The organism is Aquimarina addita, from assembly GCF_039539305.1.
GTDB classification, from domain to species: Bacteria; Bacteroidota; Bacteroidia; order Flavobacteriales; family Flavobacteriaceae; genus Aquimarina; species Aquimarina addita.
In genome coordinates this window covers 51,145-69,407 of record NZ_BAABCW010000007.1, presented here as the reverse complement: position 1 = coordinate 69,407, position 18,263 = coordinate 51,145, and the positions used below count along the sequence as shown (strand labels likewise).

The 18,263-nt window shown below is 29.8% G+C and carries 18 protein-coding genes; all 18 read left to right on the top strand.

Features of this window, described 5'->3' with window-relative positions; all coding sequences use genetic code 11:
* The first annotated feature begins 5 nt into the window (after nt 1-5).
* The 18 genes from ABD816_RS10415 (at nt 6) to ABD816_RS10330 (ending at nt 17,918) form a co-directional block, all read left to right on the top strand.
* Nucleotides 6-1,073 carry a cytochrome c oxidase subunit 3 gene (locus ABD816_RS10415; RefSeq protein WP_344927117.1) on the top strand — a complete coding sequence of 356 codons (1,068 nt, stop codon included), beginning with the start codon at nt 6-8 and terminating at the stop codon, nt 1,071-1,073.
* A gap of 21 nt (nt 1,074-1,094) precedes the next feature.
* On the top strand, nt 1,095-1,451 hold the full coding sequence (locus ABD816_RS10410) for a cytochrome C oxidase subunit IV family protein (protein WP_344927114.1): 357 nt from the start codon (nt 1,095-1,097) through the stop codon (nt 1,449-1,451).
* Between the two features lie 108 nt (nt 1,452-1,559).
* Nucleotides 1,560-2,213: a hypothetical protein gene (locus tag ABD816_RS10405; RefSeq protein ID WP_344927113.1), complete on the top strand. Its 654-nt coding sequence runs from the start codon at nt 1,560-1,562 to the stop codon at nt 2,211-2,213.
* 60 nt (nt 2,214-2,273) lie between these two features.
* The gene (locus ABD816_RS10400; protein ID WP_344927111.1) at nt 2,274-3,008 is read left to right on the top strand and encodes an SCO family protein; all 735 of its coding nucleotides are present in this window, start codon (nt 2,274-2,276) and stop codon (nt 3,006-3,008) included.
* A gap of 3 nt (nt 3,009-3,011) precedes the next feature.
* Entirely contained in the window at nt 3,012-3,554 is a 543-nt protein-coding gene (locus ABD816_RS10395; protein WP_344927109.1) for a DUF420 domain-containing protein, read from the top strand.
* A gap of 43 nt (nt 3,555-3,597) precedes the next feature.
* The gene (locus tag ABD816_RS10390) at nt 3,598-3,840 is read left to right on the top strand and encodes a hypothetical protein (RefSeq protein WP_344927108.1); all 243 of its coding nucleotides are present in this window, start codon (nt 3,598-3,600) and stop codon (nt 3,838-3,840) included.
* Between the two features lie 251 nt (nt 3,841-4,091).
* The gene (locus ABD816_RS10385; protein ID WP_344927106.1) at nt 4,092-4,724 is read left to right on the top strand and encodes an acyltransferase; all 633 of its coding nucleotides are present in this window, start codon (nt 4,092-4,094) and stop codon (nt 4,722-4,724) included.
* Between the two features lie 6 nt (nt 4,725-4,730).
* Nucleotides 4,731-4,955: a phosphopantetheine-binding protein gene (locus ABD816_RS10380; RefSeq protein ID WP_344927105.1), complete on the top strand. Its 225-nt coding sequence runs from the start codon at nt 4,731-4,733 to the stop codon at nt 4,953-4,955.
* Between the two features lie 176 nt (nt 4,956-5,131).
* Nucleotides 5,132-5,692: a serine O-acetyltransferase gene (locus tag ABD816_RS10375; RefSeq protein WP_344927104.1), complete on the top strand. Its 561-nt coding sequence runs from the start codon at nt 5,132-5,134 to the stop codon at nt 5,690-5,692.
* Between the two features lie 258 nt (nt 5,693-5,950).
* Nucleotides 5,951-6,922, top strand: a complete 972-nt coding sequence (locus ABD816_RS10370; protein WP_344927102.1) for a ketoacyl-ACP synthase III — start codon at nt 5,951-5,953, stop codon at nt 6,920-6,922.
* A gap of 584 nt (nt 6,923-7,506) precedes the next feature.
* Nucleotides 7,507-8,634: an MraY family glycosyltransferase gene (locus tag ABD816_RS10365; RefSeq protein WP_344927101.1), complete on the top strand. Its 1,128-nt coding sequence runs from the start codon at nt 7,507-7,509 to the stop codon at nt 8,632-8,634.
* 393 nt (nt 8,635-9,027) lie between these two features.
* On the top strand, nt 9,028-10,212 hold the full coding sequence (locus ABD816_RS10360) for a lipopolysaccharide biosynthesis protein (RefSeq protein WP_344927098.1): 1,185 nt from the start codon (nt 9,028-9,030) through the stop codon (nt 10,210-10,212).
* A 55-nt stretch (nt 10,213-10,267) separates the two neighbouring features.
* Complete coding sequence (locus ABD816_RS10355) at nt 10,268-11,464, top strand: hypothetical protein (RefSeq protein ID WP_344927097.1); 1,197 nt, start codon at nt 10,268-10,270, stop codon at nt 11,462-11,464.
* A 28-nt stretch (nt 11,465-11,492) separates the two neighbouring features.
* Nucleotides 11,493-12,665, top strand: coding sequence for a glycosyltransferase family 4 protein (locus ABD816_RS10350; RefSeq protein ID WP_344927095.1), 1,173 nt, complete (start codon nt 11,493-11,495; stop codon nt 12,663-12,665).
* On the top strand, nt 12,658-13,890 hold the full coding sequence (locus ABD816_RS10345; RefSeq protein WP_344927093.1) for a glycosyltransferase family 4 protein: 1,233 nt from the start codon (nt 12,658-12,660) through the stop codon (nt 13,888-13,890). The genes ABD816_RS10350 and ABD816_RS10345 overlap by 8 nt, the downstream gene beginning before the upstream one ends.
* 121 nt (nt 13,891-14,011) lie before the next feature.
* Nucleotides 14,012-14,731: a WecB/TagA/CpsF family glycosyltransferase gene (locus ABD816_RS10340; protein WP_344927091.1), complete on the top strand. Its 720-nt coding sequence runs from the start codon at nt 14,012-14,014 to the stop codon at nt 14,729-14,731.
* Nucleotides 14,732-14,827: 96 nt separating this feature from the next.
* Nucleotides 14,828-15,592: a polysaccharide biosynthesis/export family protein gene (locus tag ABD816_RS10335; RefSeq protein ID WP_344927089.1), complete on the top strand. Its 765-nt coding sequence runs from the start codon at nt 14,828-14,830 to the stop codon at nt 15,590-15,592.
* Between the two features lies 1 nt (nt 15,593).
* A complete protein-coding gene (locus tag ABD816_RS10330) occupies nt 15,594-17,918 on the top strand; it encodes a GumC family protein (RefSeq protein ID WP_344927087.1) in 2,325 nt (774 codons plus the stop codon).
* Nucleotides 17,919-18,263 lie beyond the last annotated feature (345 nt).

Genomic DNA, 18,263 nt, shown 5'->3' with positions numbered 1-18,263 from the left:
CTTTTATGGAAACAACTGTTACTAACACAGGTACAGAAGGAAAAACTTGGGGTGGTGGTAATCAACCGCTGAAGGTGAGCTATGGTAAGATGATGATGTGGTTCTTTATTTTATCAGATGCACTTACATTTTCTGGTTTTCTTGCTGCTTACGGTTTTTCGAGATTTAAATTTATTGATTCTTGGCCTATAGCAGATCAAGTATTTAATCACTTTCCGTTTCTTCACGGAGTGGATGCACCAATGTATTATGTAGCATTGATGACTTTTATCCTTATATTTTCTTCGGTAACTATGGTACTAGCGGTAGATGCTGGTCATCATATGAAAAAAAATAAGGTTATTATTTATATGTTTCTGACCATTATTGGAGGGGCTATATTTGTTGGTTCGCAAGCATGGGAATGGAAAAACTTTATTAAAGGTGAGTATGGTGCTGTGGAGACTAAAGGAGGTAATATTCTTCAATTCACAGATGCTGATGGACATAGGATTGCTCTTAAAGATCTTGCAATCGCTGATGCAAATGCGGAGAGAACACAACATGAGAATAAAAATGGAATCTGGTTTACTGGAGAAGGAACATTGCCCTCATTTACTGTAGATGAAGTAACCGCTGGATTTTTGAAAAATAAGGATGCACTTATCAGAACTCAGGAGCTAGTGCCGGATATTGCAAAGCTCAAAGCATCTGTAAGTCCAAGAGATAAGGAAGAGGCCGCTCGTTTAGAAAAAGAATTAGTTAATCCTGAAGCTAAAGGAGAAAAAGCAATCTATAAAAGAGAATTCTCTTTGGACAGAATAGAGACTGCTGTAGGAGTTGTTGAAGGTGCTAATTTAGTACATAATGAATATGGGACTCGATTGTTTGCCAATTTCTTTTTCTTCATCACTGGTTTTCATGGATTTCACGTATTGTCTGGAGTTGTTATAAATATTATTATATTTTTTAATGTAATTATAGGTACATACGAAAGAAGGAAAAATTATGAGATGGTCGAAAAAGTTGGCCTTTACTGGCACTTTGTAGATTTAGTTTGGGTATTTGTATTTACATTCTTTTACCTGGTTTAACAATATAGAATTAAGAATAACATGGCACACGATATAGGACAACACGAATCAGGTACATCAAGAATATGGAAAGTATTCATGATTCTATCTGTTGTTACAATTGTTGAAGTAATCTTTGGAATTTGGAAGCCTGATTTTATGATGGCTACTTTTATAAGTATGAAATTGCTGAATTGGTTTTTTATCATACTTACCTTGTATAAAGCTTATTTAATTACCTGGGCCTTCATGCATATGGAGGGTGAAACAAAAGGATTAAGAAGAGCAGTAGTATGGACAGCTGTTTTTCTAATTAGTTATCTTATTTTTATTCTACTTACTGAAGGAGATTATATTTATGAGGTATTTAAGAGTGGACATAAAAGCTGGGATTTTTAATAAAATTTTCATAGCACTTATTTAAGTTAAAAACATAATAAAAGATAGTAAAAGACGGTTGTTTTCAACCGTCTTTTTTATTTTTGTCTTTTGAATAAATTCATACTAATGAAGAAGTTTCTAACCCTTGGAATTCTGTTTATATTACCTATTGTCATGTATTTGTTTTTTGCATCTGCGGTAGATAACTTTTCTAAGCTTCCCGTGCTACAAGAATCTGTGGGAAATCTGAATGCATTTGAGACGTTTTCTAAAGAGCAACTTACTTTACAGGATAAGATAAGTGTAGTCGGTTTTTTCGGAGAGGATATAAAAAGTAAGCAAGGCAATGCATTTAATTTGAATTTGAAAATTTATAAAAAAAATCATGAATTCAGGGATTTCCAATTTGTGATACTGGCGCCATATGGTGCCGAAGACGAGGCAAAGTCGCTTTTAGATGAATTAGGAACTCTGGTTGATGTATCTGGATGGAATTTTATTTTTGGGACATCAGAAAACATCAAAAGTTTTTATAGCAGCCTTAAAACTCCTTATCAATTAGATGAAAAACTAGCAACAGATTTCGTTTTTATAATTGATAAAAAAGGGAACCTAAGGGGAAGAGATGAAGATGTTGAAAAAAATAAACAAGAGGTATATGGCTACGATGCTAGTTCTGTTGCTGATTTGGCTAATGTAATGGTTGATGACGTAAAGGTAATACTGGCAGAATATAGATTAGCACTTAAAAAGTATAAAGCAGATCGAAAAGAGAACTAAGAATGTAATGTTTTTATAACAAAATATGTCTTAGCAACAATATTTATATAATATAAAGAAATGAAAAAATATTCTTATGTAGGTATATCCTTTATAATTCTAGTTTTTGGAATCATATTTATTCCAAAGATTGTTAACAGGGTACAAGATACTTCTGTAGTGAAGAATGATAGAATGAGTGCTAATAATCCTGTAGCCAATGAGAAATTATCATACATCAAAATTAATGGAAAGCCAAGAAAAGTACCTGAGTTTGCTTTTCTTAATCAGGATAGTCTTTTGATTACTAATCATGATTATAGAGGTAAGGTTTATGTTGTAGAGTTTTTCTTTACCAGTTGCCCTACAATATGTCCAAAGATGACTAAAAATTTAGTGTTTTTGCAGGATCAATTAAAAGGGGTTGAAGACTTTGGAGTTGCTTCCTTTACAATTAATCCTAAAAGGGATACACCACATATTCTTAAAAAGTATGCTGAAAATCATGGTGTCATAAACCCTGATTGGCACTTTTTAACCGGAGAACGTGAAGATTTATTTGATCTTGCTAACTCTGGTTTTAATATTTATGCAGCGGAAAATCCAGAGGTTTTGGGTGGATTTGAACATAATGGATTTTTTGCTTTGATTGATCAGGATGGTTATATCCGTTCCCGATATGATGCATCCGGAAATCCTATTATTTATTACAGAGGTACAATTGATATTGAAGAAGGTAAAGATGAAAATGGAGAAGAGGAACAGATTTCTATTTTATTAGAAGATATTAAGAAATTATTGAAAAAAGAAGGGTAAGATATGAGTGCAATATCAAAAACAGAAAAAAAATATAATCGATGGATTGTAGTGTTATCCATCGTCATTCCGCTTGTGGTAGCCTTACTTTTTGGAGTGAATTTGCGTGAGTTGGGATTTGATGTCAAGCCACTTTCCTTTTTACCGCCAATTTATGCCAGTGTAAATGGTTTGACCGCTGTTATTTTAGTATTAGCATTATGGGCAATTAAGAATAAGAAAATCAAATTGCATGAGCGGCTTATGAAATTTGCAATATTTTGTTCTGTCTTATTTTTAATAATGTACGTTGCATATCACATGACCAGTGATTCTACTAAGTTTGGTGGTGAAGGTATGGTTCGTTATATATATTATTTTATTTTAATTACACATATTATTTTATCCATTGTTGTGATTCCATTTGTTCTTGTAACTTTTGTCAAAGCATTAAGTCAACGTTTTGATAAACATCGCAAAATCGCAAGAATAACCTTTCCTATTTGGTTGTATGTAGCGATAACAGGAGTAATTGTGTATGTAATGATATCTCCGTATTATGTATAAAGATTTTGTAAAATGTAAGTAGTGTATTTATAATGCGTAATTAATGAAGCATAGAAATGTATACATATGGTTAGTAGTACTGTTATTTTCATGGCAAGTGGATGCACAATGCGCTATGTGTCGTGCCGTTTTAGAAAGTGAAGAAGGTCAAAAAACTGCGCAAGGTGTTAATGATGGGATTGTTTATTTAATGATTATTCCTTATGTTCTTATTGGGATAGTTGGGTATTTTATATATCGAAGCATTAAGAGTCAAACAAAAAAGCAAGTAGATCAGGTAGAATAAAATTTATGATATTGTCAAAAAAGTAGTTTTTTATCCTTTGTTTATTGATTAATAGAGCTATAAAAATGAATTTGATATAGATTGTTTGTTTTCATATTTATGAAGACAGATAATTTAGAGTAGTTAGGGTCATGTTTTGACTTTATCCTCTGTGTTTGAAGCTTTCAGAGGGTGGTTCAATCATTATCTATTAGATAATAAAGTTTACTTTTGTTCGTTGACGTACTAGGTTCTAATTAAATAATTTTAAATTGATCAATACTTTAAAAAAAAACTTTTTCTTATCAGCTTTGCACTCCATATATCAGAACTTTTTCTTTGCTAAAAGAAGAAAGTTTGGATATATACATAAATCGGCAAAAATCCGTTTTCCAGCGTTAATTAAAGGGATTCAAAACGTATATATTTATGAGAATTCGCATATTATGGGGTCCTCAAAAATAATTTCGAGTAAAGCAAAATTTATTCTTAAAAAAAACTCTGGTGCAGCTGAAGGCTTAACTGTAATAACAGGAACCCATCCTTATAAAGTAGGAGAGTTTTTTATTATAGATGCAGCAAAAGATATTCAAGTTGCAAAGGATATTATAGTAGAAGAAGATGTTTGGATAGGGACAAATGTCACTTTACTCCCAGGTGTTGTAGTAGGTAGAGGTTCGATAATAGCAAGTGGTTCTATTTGTAGAAATAATGTACCTCCCTATGCTATTGTTCAAGGAAATGTTGCTAAAGTAGTTGGTTTTAAATTTTCACCAGATGAGACTATAATTCATGAAGAAAAGTTATATGCTCCAGAGGAACGATTAGATTTAGAGTTGTTACAAATTAATTATGAAAAGCATTTCATTAAAAGGATTAAGGAAATAAGAAATAATTTAAAATAAAGAATTATGAAATTAGAAAGTTTTATTGAAAACTTCAAGGATCAGTTAGAAGACACGAGTGTTCCCATTAGTGCAGAAACAAATTTTAAAGATTTAGATAATTGGGATTCATTAACTACTATGTTAGTTATTGGAATGGTGAAAACTGATTATGACACGGATATTACTGCAACAGAAATAGGAGAATGTAATACTGTCTTAGACCTTTTTAATCATATCATCAACTCGTAATAAGTAAATGATAGTGTAGAGCATACTGTTTTTGCTTGTAGAAAATGTCATCTTATAATCAAGAATTGAACTTGAAACTATAAAAAAAGTGTAGTATTCGTCTGAGCAGAAATGTACAAGAGGTAGTCTTAAATCGAAGAAAATTTAGATATCATTTAAAACAAAACTTGTAAAATATGGATAATGTTGGTCTTAAAAATCTAATTAAATCAGATTTGGAGCGGATGACACCATATTCTAAATTAAATCTGATTAAATACTTATTATTTAACGCCTCGTTTAAAATAACTTTTTGGTTCAGAATAGGAGGCTATATAAAAAAACAACGCCTACTTAAATTACTGTATCCATTCATTTTTCTAATACATAGAAAGAATCAATTTAAAACAGGAATTCAGCTCCCTATTGAAACTAACATAGGTAAAGGTTTGACTTTTGTACATTATTCATCAACGGTCATTAACTTTGCTGCGATGATCGGAGATAATTGTACAATATTCAATGGTGTTACCATCGGTTCTGTTAGAGGTAAAGGAGTTCCTACTATTGGAAATAATGTGGTAATTGCGACTGGAGCTAAAGTGTTAGGAGATATCATTATTGGAAATAATGTTATGATTGGAGCAAACGCAGTGGTTGTGAATGATATTCCCGATAATGCTGTTGTGGGTGGAATTCCCGCAAAGATATTAAACATGAAAGGATTAGAGCATACTCAATTTTATGCGATTAATTAATTTTGTTGTCCTATCATATTAAAAATGTTATGAAATAAGAACCTTTAAATTAGAGGTATTATTGAAAGTTTCAAAAATCAATTGTAGGATATCAGTGTTTCTATTAGTGCAAAAAGGAAATGAGAAATTTAGGATTTATTAATAATAAATTAGTTAACGGTGTGATTAAAACTGATTACGTTATAGCTAAAGTAGAAAATATATAAATCAGAATATAATATTGTTTAAACCTTTCTTAACCATATTAACTTATAACATATGAATGCAAGTATTAGAGGAATTTCATATTATTTACCAGAAAAAACATTAAGTAATCAGGAGTTGTCAATAGAATTTCCTGAATGGTCTGTAGATAAGATCACCGACAAAATTGGTATTGAAAAAAGACATATTGCTTCTGAAAGTGAAACATCAGTTGATTTGGCTGTTAATTCTGCAGTAAAGCTATTTGAGGAGTATGATGTTGATAAGTCATCAATCGATTACGTGATCTTGTGTACACAAAGTCCGGATTATTTTCTTCCCACTTCGGCATGTTTAGTACATGAGAGGCTTGGATTATCAAAATCAACTGGGGCGTTAGATATTAACCAGGGATGTTCAGGATATGTTTATGGCCTTTCATTGGCCAAGGGGCTAGTAAGCTCAGGTATTTGTAATAATGTATTGTTGATTACTTCAGAAACATATTCAAAATATATTCATCATAGTGATAAAAGTAATAGAGCAATATTTGGCGATGCAGCTGCTGCTTCTTTAATCTCAACTACAGGCTTGTTAGATATAGGTGATTTTATTTTTGGCAGTGATGGTTCTGGTTCTCGGGATTTAATTGTTAAAAATGGTGGAGCAAGGAATAAACTAAGTATGGACACTAATTATAATCCCGATGATTATTTGTATATGAATGGTAGTAATGTATTTAATTTTACATTGAAGTCGGTTCCTTTGCTAATAGAAAACGTTTTAAATAAAAATAAATTAGATAAAGAAGATATAGATTATTTTGTGTTTCATCAGGCGAACAGTTTTATGCTTAATACAATGAGGAGATTGTGTAAAATAGAAAAGAATAAATTTCATAACGACATGAAAAGGACAGGTAATACTGTTTCATCTACTATTCCAATAGTTTTGAAAGACAAAATTTTCGATGCGGATGATAAGATACTATTAGCCGGATTTGGAGTTGGGTATTCTTGGGCAGGTTGTATTCTTGAAAAAAACTAATTTATAAAGTGTTTGTTTCTATATGTATTCATTAATTATAATGTTTTCGCAACTGTAAATACTAAGTGATATTATGAATCTTGTGTTTTAACAATATTTTATGAGTAATATTGGTAATTAGCTTTATTAATATCAAATAGTAAATAATAACAATATTTTTTCACAGAACTCTTATTTTATTAGCTGAATATATGAGGTATTCATAAAAATATATTTTATAACATATTGTTAGTCAAGTTGTTTTGGTTAAATAGAAAGAAAAGAAAAAGATGGCTATTTCATCTTTTTTTTAATTTTTTGTGTCTTACGTCGAGTAAAAATTGAGATCATCGAATAAGTCAAAATTATTTTTTAAATAGCAATTTGTTTAAAATTTTATCTTTTAATTTTGTAATAGATATAAACAACAAAGAACCATTAAGTTAAATTTAAAAATAAATTAATCCAAACATAACAACATTCCTAGGTTGTGAACGTTATTAAAGCCCTAGGTCTGCTTATAAATTATAGGTTAATAATTTGCTTAAAATTTAACTTTTTTGTAACTAAGTATACAAATCACACAACCCCCAAAACTCAACAAAATGAATTTTCTAGAATCAATCACTTCGAATATTTATTTTCTTTTATTCATTTCAGCTGGAGTCGCATTTCTCATATCATCTAGGATATTCCCTGCCATTATATATTTATCTAATACTAAGAATTTAATGGATGATCCAGAGGAAAGAAGTTCACATATAAATAAGACTCCTACATTGGGAGGTATTGGAGTATTTATTTCTTTTTCAATTACATTGATATTATTTGCCGTTTTCAAAAAACTAGAACAACCGGATTTAATTAAGATACTGTCTTTGCTTGCTGGTGTTATCATACTCCTTTTTCTAGGAATTAAAGATGATCTTTTAGTATTGTCACCCAGAAAAAAGTTAATTGGTCAAATTGCTGCTGCGGCTATAGTTGTAATTATGACTGATGTGAAGATATATGATTTTAGTGGTATTTTAGGTGTTGGTGAATTAGCAGCATGGTTTTCTATGCTTTTTTCTATCTTTTCATTTGTTTTTATTATTAATGCTTTTAATTTAACGGATGGTATTGATGGATTAGCAGCCTCTGTGGCTATTATGTCAAGTTTGGTATTTGGTTTTTATTTTATGATGAACGGAGATGTTTTCATGGTATTGATCTCATTTTCGTTAATTGGAGGTTTGTTGAGTTTTTTAAGTTTTAACTTATCCAATACTCGTAAGATATTTATGGGAGATTCAGGGTCTATGTTTGTTGGTTTTATATTAGCATTTCAAGGGATATCGCTGTTAGCCATGAATAGTATAACGACAGTTAATTTTACCTTCAACTGTTTGCCTATTTTGGTGCTGTCGGTGTTAGCATTTCCTATTTTGGATACGGTAAGAGTTTTTTTAATAAGGATTAGAAAAGGTAGAAGTCCTTTTAGTGCAGATAGAAATCATATACATCATCGTCTAATTGATCTTGGTTTTAGTCATACTTCTGCAACAATTATCATTGTTTCGATTTCCTCTCTAATGATTTCTTCCACATTATTAATTGATTCTTTTTATATGAATGCGAATATTGAATTGCTATTAGTATTGTTATTGGCACCTGTTTTATATCTTTTCCCATTTGTGTTGGAACAGAAAAAGGGAAATATTCGATTCACATTTCCAAAATTAACTTTTTGATTACAGTAAATTTTAATTCAAGTTTTTTACGCTTTTATTATCATTATAAAAGTGTGTGTATCTTTTATTTCGTGATCAACTGTGTTATAAAGTTTTTTAAAAAGTCTAATAATCTGTGTAACCTTAGCAATCGCTTAAAATTAAAAACAAATGTTTAAGTTATTTTGAGTGTTTATGATTCTAATTAAAAAAGAGGATTGCTTTACTATATGGAAGGTTCTGAGAAAAATTTCTTAATGTTATTGGAGGTAATATAAATTAATACTGGGGCAAGAATTATAGATTTTAAAGTTTCATTACAGAATAAATTCACTTTTAGTGTTAAAAAAATACAATTTTAGAAAAAATAAAGAACTACCAAAACTACTAAGTGTACTAGTGGACCAGGGTTTTATGAGTGTCACCACTTTGCTCACTACAGTTGTTTTGGCGAGGACATATAGTAAAACAAGTTATGCAGACTTAGTATTACTTTTTTCAATAACACTTTTTATACTAGGTTTTCAAAGTGCTATAATTTCTAAACCATATGCTATTAACCTAAATGATTTTAAGGAGCATCATTCTAAAAGTTATTTTTATTTTAATATAAATCTAAAACTAGTATTTACTATTGCAATCATCTTTATATTTCCATTGCTCTATTATTTTTCATTTGATCAACACGATGGTTATAAGTTTTTTTTATTTCTATTTTATATTATTGCACATTCATCATACTTTTTTGTAAGAGAAGCTCTTTTAAGTGAACGAAAGACTAAACAAAATTTAGTTTACGGATTAGTATGTTCTATCAGCATTATTGTATTATTGTTAGTCATTTTTTTTAGTAAAACTCAGGAAATAAGTTATTTTTTGATATTAGCTTCAATAATTTATATCATTATTACAACAATATATTTGTATAGGAACATTGAAAGAATTAAAATTTTAAAAAATCAATATCATTTTTATTGGAATCTTAATTGGAAAATAGGTAAATGGCTATTAGGCTCCAATTTTTTATTTCATATTAGTTCTAATGCGTATCCTTGGTTATTACTATATATAACTAACAAGAATGATATTGCTATTTTTGGTGTTTTGATGAGTATTGCAGGTTTGGTTAACCCTATTTTAACAGCTTTGAGTTCTTATCTTTTGCCATTATTTGTGAAACTGAATAAAAATTATAAAAGTATCAGCAATAATGTTCGAAAATGGGTTGTTCTTTTTGGAGGTATGGGCCTAATGCTAATTTTTATTGGATATATATTCGGACAACAAATTATAGAATTACTTTTTGGAGGAAAATTTGATAATTTAGGGATATTAGTACTCTATCCTTTCATTGTACAAGCTATTAATGTTGTTTTTCAACCTTATAAAGTTGCTTTAAATGCAGTTAAAAGGACAGATATTAATTTTTGGATCTTAATTCCGAGAAGTTTGATTTCTGTAGGATTAGGATATTTATTTATTTCTAACTATGGAATTTCTGGAGTTTTTTATACTATGATTTTGGAAAATTTATTTTATCAAATATGTTATTATATTATGTACACAAAAATAATTAATAGTAATTTGATACATGAATAAAGTTGAAAAACGCATATTAGAAGGTTCATTATTCGTTTATTTATCATTAGTCATAATGAACTCAATAAAGTTTAGTAGTTTGATTACCACAATTGGTAGTGTAGGAAAGCTACTTTTTTGCTTACTTTTTATTGGGGCTGTTATTTTATTAGTTAATAAAGAGAAAATTAAAATAGAATTCATTAGACGAAAAGAATCCATAATCATCTTTTCTCTTCTTTTAATATTCGCCACGTGCTATATTTTGTTGACTGGTTCTCGCACTAATATGCTACCTAATTTAGCTTTTCCTGTTTATTTTCTTTTTTATTATTTTCTGGTGAAGCTTATTTTAAGATCTATAGAAATAAATAATAAATGGGATTTATCTAAAGTAATTCAATTCAGGATATTATCAGTTTTTAGAAAAGCTTTATACATCAATTTCTTTTTCTGGTTTGCTATTGCAATTGTAGGAAGAATTCCTATGTTTGAAGAAAGTGGAGGTTTCGGAGGTTTTTTTCAGGATGAAATTCATTTTGGTTTTTTTGTAGTAACCGGCTTTTTAATTTCTTTGTATTTTCGATATAATGATACTATAAGAGATACTTCTTATTTTAATTTAATATTATTATTTATGTATGGTGGAATGGCTTTATTTACCTCAAGAAACGCCTTTTTGATCATACTAGTTGCTGTATTTTATTACTTTATAATCTCAAAGATTAAAAATAAGTTTTATCGGGTTTTTCTTTTCACAATAGTAATTATTGGGGTTAATGTGAATTTTCTTTTTCAGGATATATCAGAAAAAGAGATTATTGAAATCACGTCGGGAAGATATAGTATTTGGGTTTTAGCTTTTGAGGAAATGTTTGCCAGAGGTTTTCTGATTCTTGGTAATGGTTTATTTAATCTAAATGATATTATATTAAAGCAGAATCAGGGGATAGGACTTTATTATTTAGACAGCTTAAATTCTTTATCATTTCACAATTCTTATGTAGAATTAGTTGCGGGTGGAGGAGTTATAATTATCTTCTTTTTTATCAAGATTATTTTAAAAACTTGGAAATCATTAACGACTATTAATAGAAGTATTGTCGCTAGCATTCTCGTAGGTGCAACTTTTGAAAGTTTTTTAGTGCAACCTTTTATGCTAATTGCTTGCTTATTTTATTTTATAATTATTATTAATAATACGACTGTAAGAGTTCGCATTAAAAAAGATTCTAAGGAGAATAAAAATCGTATTTCAACTATAATACAGTAAGAAATTTTATATACTTAAAATTCATTCAATGGAAAAAGTTAATGTTGCTATGGCCTGTAAATTAATGTCCTATTATCGATTAGGGGTCTTTCAGAGTCTTAGTGCTGTAACTGAGAAATATGAGTTTACATTTTTTGGAGATACCCAAGAACAAGGAGGTATTGAACCGATACCTTATACCTATGCTTCCAAAAAGGGTAAAGAAGGTATTAGATGGATAAAGACAAGAAATTATTTTTATAAACCAGAACGCTTATTGTGGCAGACGGGTATACTTTCAGAAATATTTAAATCTAAATTTAAGGTTTTTGTATTTGAAGGAGCCATAGCTCATTATCCCATATGGTTATTCGCATTTCTCTGTAAATTAAGAGGTAAAAAAGTAGTTTATTGGACGCACGGCAATAGAGGTTTAGATAGAGGGATAAAAAAATTTTTGAGAAAAATACTGTTTAAATGGTTAGGAGATGGCTTATTTTTATATGGACATTTTCAAAGAGATAACATGATTAGGGATGGATATCACCCAGACAATGTTCATGTAATCTATAATTCTTTAAAATCTGATGAACAGTTCGAGATTCTCGAACAATTAAACCTCAAAGGTGTTAAGACCGCGAAACATAAATTATTTAAAGATTCAAATAAATTCACCCTCATTTTTATTGGTAGATTGGCTTCAAATAAAGGAGTTATGGATATTTTAAAAGTAATGAATCGCCTTAAAGAAGTTTCTATAACTGTTAATTGTATTTTCATAGGGGCAGGTGAAGAAAAAAATAAGATGGAGAATTATTGCAAAGACAATAGGTTGATAGATCAAATACACTTTACGGGGGCACTCTATAGTGAAAAAGAAATTGCACCATATTTTGCTATGGCAGATTTAATGATGTCTCCTGGTAATGTGGGACTCAATTGCATACATTCATTAGCCTACGGCGTTCCAGTATTGACTCATAATGATTTTAGATATCAAAATCCAGAAGTGGAAGCTGTAATAGAAGGTGTAAGTGGTTCCTTTTTTGAATACAATAACTTTAATGATATGGTGTTAAAGATTAAGAAATGGATAGGTCATAAATATAATAAAGAAGAAATACGTTCCAATTGCCAAAATATGATTAAACAAAAGTATAATCCAGAATTTCAATCTATATGCATTACTAAAGCACTTGATCAAATTTGTAAGAATGTCTAAACCTTTAAAAATATTAGTATCAGCTTTTGCCTGCGGACCTAAATGGGGTTCAGAGATAGGTATGGGATGGAATTGGGTGTTAAGTACAAGCAATTATTGTAAATTAACGGTTATTACTGAATCGTACTTTCAAAATGATATTGAGGAAGTGGTCTCAGAGCTTGATGTCAAATTTATTCCTGATTTTCATTATGTAGATATTGGAGAGAGAGGAAGAGAATTGTTTTGGAAGCAGGGGTCGGCTAGTTTTTATAATTATTATAGAAAGTGGCAAAAACAGGCATTAAATGTGGCAGAATCCATGATAGAGAAAGAATCTTTCGATATTATACATCAACTCAATATGATAGGATACCGAGAACCTGGTTATTTATGGCGTATTAAAGATATTCCATTTGTATTTGGGCCAGTTGGTGGATATAATCAGTTTCCTTATTCTTTTTTTTCAATACTAAATTTTAGAGATAAGATCTTTTATTTTGCGAGAAATGTAATTAATAAATTACAAATGCATTTTTTAGTAAGGCCTCTCAAAGCTTATAAGAGAGCAAATTTTGTGATTTTGGCAACGCCTTCAGGAGATAAAATAGTATCTAAGTATACCAAAAAACCTCCTATTTTATTATCAGAAACAGGAGCACATAAATTAGTAATAGATCATAAACCGAAACTTGAAAACGATAAATTGGTTTTAGTTTGGGTAGGCCTCATAGCGGGTAGAAAAGCTCTTCCTATCGCACTAAAATCAATTGCTAAATCTAAATACCAGAATAAGTTAGTATTAAAAGTTATAGGAGACGGTCCTAATATTGATAGTTGTAAAACCTTAGCCGTAAATTTGGGACTAAATAATGTAGATTGGTACGGCGGAATTCCTAATGATGAAACTAAAAAAGTAATTGCAGATGCTGATATGTTGTTTTTTACAAGCGTTTTAGATGCAACCAGTACTGTGGTTTTTGAAGCATTGCAGGCGGACACTCCGGTAATGTGCCACGACACTTGTGGTTTTGGAAATGTAATTGATGAAACCTGTGGAGTTAAAATACCGCTTAAAAATGTTTCCAGTAGTATCCAAATGTTTAGTCAGAAAATTGATGAGCTTATTGAACATCCTCAGAAACTCCAATACATAAAAAATGGATGTAAGGTTAAGATAAAGGATTATTATTGGAATGAAAAAGGAGAGAAGTTATATAATATTTATAAGAAATGTCTGATGTAATTTAAAGAGCTGTTATAAAGATAAAAGTATAAAAAAACCGTTTATAGAGAATAATTGTTATCTAAATAGCGCTACAAGTTTTAAGAATTAGAATAAAATTTACAATACAAAATTGTTATAGATGAATTTTTTGTTAGGGTTTAAGGTTTTTGATAAAACTATTGATGATATAGATTTAAGAAATAATCGTATTATAAATACCATCAATCCACATAGCTATTGTACTACTAAAATAGATGAGAATTTTAAATATGTTCTTCAGAATTCAGATATATTACTTCCAGATGGCATAGGTATTGTTTGGGCATCTAAAGTTTTAAATAAGAAAAAGATTAAAAAAATTGCTGGTTTTGATATATTTATTCATTTAATGAATCATCTAAATGCTGTAAATGGATCTTGTTTCTTTTTGGGTGCGGCAGAAGAAACGTTGAAGCTGATTAAAGACAGAATAAAAAAAGAGTATCCTAATGTAGAGGTAAATAGTTATTCACCTCCTTACAAACAGGAATTTAGCTCTGAAGATTCTGCAAAAATGATTGAAGCAGTTAATGCTTGTAAACCTACAGTGTTATTTGTTGGAATGACAGCGCCCAAACAAGAGAAATGGGCATTTGAAAATAAAGATAAGTTAATTACAGATATAATCTGTTCTATTGGAGCTGTATTTGATTTTTATGCGGGAACTATCAAAAGACCTGGTAGTTTTTGGATAAAAATGGGATTGGAATGGCTTCCTCGTTTCTTAAAAGAACCTAAACGTTTGGCAGAACGTAATCTGGTATCTACTCCAAAATTTATTTTTGAAGTTTTAAAACATAAATTAAGGATATCAAGATGACAAGGTTGCTTAATGTACTATCAAAAAAATAAAAAGATTAAGAATTAATGAATTTCAAATATGTTTACTATAATTTGAAACTTTTATTGAAAAAATATGATGTATAAAAATAGCATAATATTACTAATCATTCTAGCGTTCACCCAATCTTGTGTCAGTAAGAAAAAAATACTGTATTTTCAGGATGCTGAGAATTATAATGTAGAAAATATTGTCTATGAGAATTCTAAAATTCAGCCAAATGATATTCTCAGTATTATTGTTACTACCCCTATACCCGAAGCCTCAATACCTTACAACCTTCCCACATTGGGAGGAGGTACTTTTAGTATTGAAGCTCTAAAATTACAAGGGTATTTAGTGTCAGAAGATGATACTATTGATTTTCCTGTTTTAGGAGAAATTTCGTCAAAAGGTATGACTACAGATTCTTTACAAAATGACATTACAAAACGTTTAGAAGAAGGTGGTCATTTAAAAGATGCTACTGTAAATGTTAGATTGTTAAATGCTAAAGTGACTATTTTGGGAGAAGTAATGAGACCTGGCACCTTTAGTTTTACAGAACAAACAATCACTCTGCCTCAAGCATTAGGATATTCTGGAGATTTGACTATTGTAGGTAAAAGAAATGATATATTATTGATTAGAGAAGAAAATGGTATAAGAAGTATCAACCATATTGATCTCACTACTACAGATTGGATAAACAGTTCTTTGTATTATATTAAACCTAATGATGTGATCGTGGTAAACCCTAATAATACTAAGGTGAAAAGTGCTGGTTTTATTGGAAATGCAGGAATTGTACTTACAATTCTTTCTTTATTGTTAACCTCTGTAGTTTTAATTACCAACTAATATGAAGGAACCTATGTATGTTTTAGATACTGAAGGAGATGATTCTTTATCTTTAAAAGAAAATTTATATAAATATTTAGATAAATGGCCTTGGTTTATTCTTTCAATATTTCTTTGTTTGCTGATCGGTTTTTTATATATCCGATATGCCCCGGTAATTTATTCTTCTGAAGCAAAGATTAAAATCATTGATGATTCTAAAGATTTTGATATAGCTGAAGATGCATTATCTCTTTTAGGCGGAGGGTCTAAAATCAATTTGGATAATGAGATTGCTGTTATCACCTCATACAGATTAATAGATCAGGTAGTAACTTCTCTTGGTTTAGATGTTAAATATTATGAGGTTGGAAATCTAAAAACAAGACAAATTTTTGAATCTCCAATTTTAATATCAAAACTTTTTCTTGAAGATAGTATTAAGAATTCAATTGTCTATAAGGTTCAAGTGGATGATGGTTTGATTCAAATAAGCAATGAACAAGATGAAACAGTTACTATAGATGGTGCTACTGCTAAAGTTTTTATGAATACGCGTTTTCCTATTGAGGTAAAAGTGAATAAAAAAATTAATCTTAAAGAGGAAAATGATAAAAGTTTCTTGATAAAAATAGACAACAAGAAAAAAGCAGTTATTCAACTTATGGGAAAAATAGATGTTGAACCTCTAAGTAGTAAAAGTGATGTTTTATCTATTAAAATGAAAAATGAGAGTTCGAAATTATCAGAAGGAATTTTGAATGAATTGATAGCTAAATTTAATGAGGATGGTATTGTTGATCGTCAGCTAGTTTCAAAACGTACATTAGATTTTATAGATGATAGATTTTTGTATTTATCAGAAGAATTAGATTCTATAGAGGTAGATAAGAAGGAATATAAACAGTCTAATAATCTATCTTATATTGAAGCCGATGCAGGAATGACAATTGAGAGTAAAACTCTTGCAGAGAGTGAAGTTTTTAGAATTGAAACACAAATTGAATTATCAAAACTATTAAAGAATACATTAAATAATCAGTCTAACTTTAGTTTATTACCAGCTGATATAGGAGTGGAAAATGCAAATATTAATGGGTTAATTTTTGAGTATAATCAGGCCGTACTACAAAGAGAAAAACTAGTAGTGAGTGCTGGCGAAAACAATCCTGCTGTGCGATTACTTTCTTCTCAAATAGAGACGGCAAAACAAAATATTAATAATACTGTAAATACGTATCAAAACCAATTAAGTGTTTCTCTAAGGCAATTAAAAAGACAGGAAAATGCTGCGGGAGCATCTTTCTCAAAGCTTCCGGAAAAGGAAAAAAGACTCAGATCTATAGAACGGCAACAACTGATTAAGGAAAACCTGTTCTTATTATTATTACAAAAAAGAGAAGAAGCCGCTATAAATTTTGCAGTTACTGCACCTTCAGTTAAAGTTGTGGATTATGGATTAACAAGTCTTAGTGCTGTTTCTCCAAAAAAGCCTATTATTTTGGCAATCTCATTAATTATAGGCACATTTATACCTTTGGCTTTCTTTTTTACTAAATATTCGTTTGATACTAAAATAAAAACAAAAGCAGATCTAGAAAAATTAAGCGGTGAAATTCCAATTTTGGCGGAAATTCCGTATTTAGAAAATGCAACTAATTTTTTTAATACTAATGAGCGATCTGCACAGGCAGAATCATTTCGTATTTTGAGTACTAATGTTAACTACCTTTTGCCTAATAAGGAGGATGATATGAGTCAGGTAGTATTTGTAACTTCTGCGGTCAAAGGAGAAGGTAAAACATTTGTAGCTATCAATTTAGCAATGGCATTTGCAAGCTTAAGAAAGAAAGTACTTCTCATTGGAGCAGATTTAAGAAATCCTCAGCTTCATACTTATTTTAAAACGGATAAGAATATGATAGGGTTATCTAATTTTCTTCATGATGCAGAAATTACTTGGAGAGATTGTATCTATAAAGGACAAGAAGAAACTTCATTTCTGGAGATTTGTTTTGGAGGACCTATCCCTCCTAACCCCGCTCAACTTATAGCAGGAGATAACTTTGATAAATTTATAACTCTTGCAAAGGATCATTATGATTATGTGATTGTTGATACTGCTCCAACGGTTCAGGTAGCAGATACTTTATTAATGTCTAATCATGCAGATGTTACTGTATTTATTACCAGATCCAATTTTACGGATAAGCGTCTTATTCAATTTTCAAAAGAATTATATACTACGAAAAAGTTGAAGAATATGGCATTTGTACTTAATGATGTAAAATTTGATAAACGAGTTGGTTATAATTATGGTTATGAATATGGTTATGGTGTGAAATAGATTAGTAATTAACATGTAAATCATATGATTAGTACCTATAGCCTATAGAGATGACTGGGTATACAGGTTATATAACTATTTTCATAGTTATAAATCCTCGAGTATGTTTATAAAGTATCTATATACTTAAATTAACATCTGTGTAAAATTTTATAATTCAATTCTTTTCTATGGCTCTTCTGGCATAAAATAATTTTAAAATTAGATACATTTATCTTATTGATAAACAGAAAATGATATAATTGATTCGCAAATAATTACTTCTATTCCCTTGTTAAAATAAAAACTTAAATTTTTAACATATTTCTAACATAATGTCCTGTAACGAAATAGGTATCTTCATTG

Bases quoted from the DNA above. Each gene is read 5' to 3' on its own strand.
- ABD816_RS10415 (WP_344927117.1), top strand. From the start codon at position 6: ATGGAAACAACTGTTACTAACACAGGTACAGAAGGAAAAACTTGGGGT.
- ABD816_RS10410 (WP_344927114.1), top strand. From the start codon at position 1,095: ATGGCACACGATATAGGACAACACGAATCAGGTACATCAAGAATATGG.
- ABD816_RS10405 (WP_344927113.1), top strand. From the start codon at position 1,560: ATGAAGAAGTTTCTAACCCTTGGAATTCTGTTTATATTACCTATTGTC.
- ABD816_RS10400 (WP_344927111.1), top strand. From the start codon at position 2,274: ATGAAAAAATATTCTTATGTAGGTATATCCTTTATAATTCTAGTTTTT.
- ABD816_RS10395 (WP_344927109.1), top strand. From the start codon at position 3,012: ATGAGTGCAATATCAAAAACAGAAAAAAAATATAATCGATGGATTGTA.
- ABD816_RS10390 (WP_344927108.1), top strand. From the start codon at position 3,598: ATGAAGCATAGAAATGTATACATATGGTTAGTAGTACTGTTATTTTCA.
- ABD816_RS10380 (WP_344927105.1), top strand. From the start codon at position 4,731: ATGAAATTAGAAAGTTTTATTGAAAACTTCAAGGATCAGTTAGAAGAC.
- ABD816_RS10375 (WP_344927104.1), top strand. From the start codon at position 5,132: ATGGATAATGTTGGTCTTAAAAATCTAATTAAATCAGATTTGGAGCGG.
- ABD816_RS10370 (WP_344927102.1), top strand. From the start codon at position 5,951: ATGAATGCAAGTATTAGAGGAATTTCATATTATTTACCAGAAAAAACA.
- ABD816_RS10365 (WP_344927101.1), top strand. From the start codon at position 7,507: ATGAATTTTCTAGAATCAATCACTTCGAATATTTATTTTCTTTTATTC.
- ABD816_RS10360 (WP_344927098.1), top strand. From the start codon at position 9,028: ATGAGTGTCACCACTTTGCTCACTACAGTTGTTTTGGCGAGGACATAT.
- ABD816_RS10355 (WP_344927097.1), top strand. From the start codon at position 10,268: ATGAACTCAATAAAGTTTAGTAGTTTGATTACCACAATTGGTAGTGTA.
- ABD816_RS10350 (WP_344927095.1), top strand. From the start codon at position 11,493: ATGGAAAAAGTTAATGTTGCTATGGCCTGTAAATTAATGTCCTATTAT.
- ABD816_RS10345 (WP_344927093.1), top strand. From the start codon at position 12,658: ATGTCTAAACCTTTAAAAATATTAGTATCAGCTTTTGCCTGCGGACCT.
- ABD816_RS10340 (WP_344927091.1), top strand. From the start codon at position 14,012: ATGAATTTTTTGTTAGGGTTTAAGGTTTTTGATAAAACTATTGATGAT.
- ABD816_RS10335 (WP_344927089.1), top strand. From the start codon at position 14,828: ATGATGTATAAAAATAGCATAATATTACTAATCATTCTAGCGTTCACC.
- ABD816_RS10330 (WP_344927087.1), top strand. From the start codon at position 15,594: ATGAAGGAACCTATGTATGTTTTAGATACTGAAGGAGATGATTCTTTA.